Here is a 2,031-nt window from a genome sequence, read left to right on the forward strand (position 1 = left end):
AAACCAATATTGAGTTACATGAAAGCACATACGATGCAAACGTATGTATTTATTGAAGAGAAAGATTTTTCAAATCAACAAATTGTCAATGATGATGTTGTATTTCGGTTAAAAGCGTTGGCACAATTCACAATGCGAACTGCCAAAGTACAACAACAAGTGTTTGAAGAAGAAAACAACCAATACGACTTTTAAAGTATAAAAATAAGACGCTCGGCACACTAAATTTGTATGTGTTTGAGCGTCTTTTATATTAACTATATAGCCAGTGAACGACGATAAAGGCAAGTGATGACAAGCATATTGAGGTAATAATGATTGTCATAAGCGGTTTAAGTGCACGATTTTTAAGATCTTTAAATGCAACATTTAACCCTAAAGCAACCATGGCCATTAATAAGCAAATTGTTGATATAGTATTTAAAATATTTAACAATACTGATGGAATAGTTACATATGTATTCACTAAGGCCATAATGACAAATCCAATTAAAAAGTATGGAATGCTTATTCGACCCTTGCTAGATGATTCTGATGAACGGAAACGCATAATTAAAATAAGTACGATGGTTAATGGAATCAGTAAGAATACTCTACCAAGTTTACCAAGAAGTGCAATTTTAAGTGCATCACTACCACCAAAGCCACCAGCTAAGACAACGTGCGCAATTTCATGAAGACTAACACCAGACCAAGCGCCATAAACATTTGTCGTCATTGAAAAGATAGCGTAGATAGCTGTATATATAAGTGAGAATATCGTACCAATCAATGCGATGATACCGATACTAATAGCTGTATCCTTTTCACGTGATTTGAATATTGGAGCGACTGCGGCAATAGCGGCAGCACCACAAACGCCTGTGCCGACACCTAGTAATAATGCGATGTTTTTGTCACCATGCAACAGTTTGTTGACAAAGAGCATCATTACAATACTGAAAATAACGACACCTACATCGATGGCTAATAGTTTACTACCTTGACCGATAATATCGAATATATTGAGTTTAAGTCCATATAGGATGATTGCAAATCTTAATAAATATTTAGATGAAAACGTAATACCTGAGCTATATTGTTCAGGATATCCTCTAAAGTGACGATATAGAATAGCGATTAATATCGCGATAGTTAATGCGCCAACCTTATCTAAGATTGGCAATTTAGCTGCTAAAAAGCTAAATAATGCGACTATAAATGTTAATGATAGTCCAATCATAAAATGCTTATTTTTCAATGATGCCATGAGCAGTGCCTCCTTTAATAGCATTTTAGCACTGTTTTGTCGTATTTTTAAATATAAATTTGGAATGGTTAATAAAGTAGTGATTAAATTAAGTTGTGTGATAGGTATCAAGGACATCAACCAAAGTAATAGGCACTACAACGCTTATTGGCGGGGCCCCAACAAAGAAGCTGACGAAAAGTCAGCTTACAATAATGTGCAAGTTGGGGATGGGCCCCAACATAGAGAAATTGGGTCCGTAATTTCTACAGACAATGCAAGTTGGCGGGGCCCCAACAAATTTAAGATACAATGCGTAATATTAATATGTTATTATTATGATAATTTACAGAATTATATGAAAAATGAATGAGGATGTGATGGTATGTTTGGAATGAAAGTGAATGAACAAATAACATTAAAAATTTTAGAAGCTCATGACACAGAAGCGCTTTTCAATTTAGTCAATCGTTCAAGAAATTCACTTAGGGAATGGTTACCTTGGGTAGATGCAACTGAGCAACCATCAGATACGCGTGCATTTATTAAAAGAGGACTTTTGCAATTTGCTGATGGTAATGGATTTCAGTGTGGCATTTGGTATGAAGGAACGCTAGTTGGTGTCATCGGTTTACATGAAATTAATCACATGCACAGAAAAACTTCATTAGGGTACTATTTAGATAAACAATTTGAGGGTCATGGGATTATGACACAAGCAGTTGAGGCATTGATAAAGTATTGTTTCGAAGAGCTTGACTTAAACCGAATTGAGATTAGTGCCGCAGTTAATAATGAAAAAA

Annotated in this window: 2 protein-coding genes and 1 pseudogene; 2 read left to right on the top strand and 1 reads right to left on the bottom strand. The window is 35.0% G+C overall.

Going from position 1 to position 2,031, the window contains the following annotated elements:
- Positions 1-195: pseudogene (locus tag IDG60_RS12210) on the top strand (FMN reductase); the annotation flags it as partial.
- 58 nt (positions 196-253) lie between these two features.
- Here IDG60_RS12210 and IDG60_RS12215 read toward each other — a convergent pair.
- Positions 254-1,249: a YeiH family protein gene (locus IDG60_RS12215; RefSeq protein WP_000157630.1), complete on the bottom strand. Its 996-nt coding sequence runs from the start codon at positions 1,247-1,249 to the stop codon at positions 254-256.
- A gap of 364 nt (positions 1,250-1,613) precedes the next feature.
- Between IDG60_RS12215 and IDG60_RS12220 the strand changes: the two genes are divergently transcribed.
- Positions 1,614-2,031: GNAT family N-acetyltransferase (locus tag IDG60_RS12220; RefSeq protein WP_206160745.1), on the top strand; the 418-nt coding region annotated here is incomplete at its 3' end.

Source organism: Staphylococcus sp. EG-SA-2 (assembly GCF_017152085.1).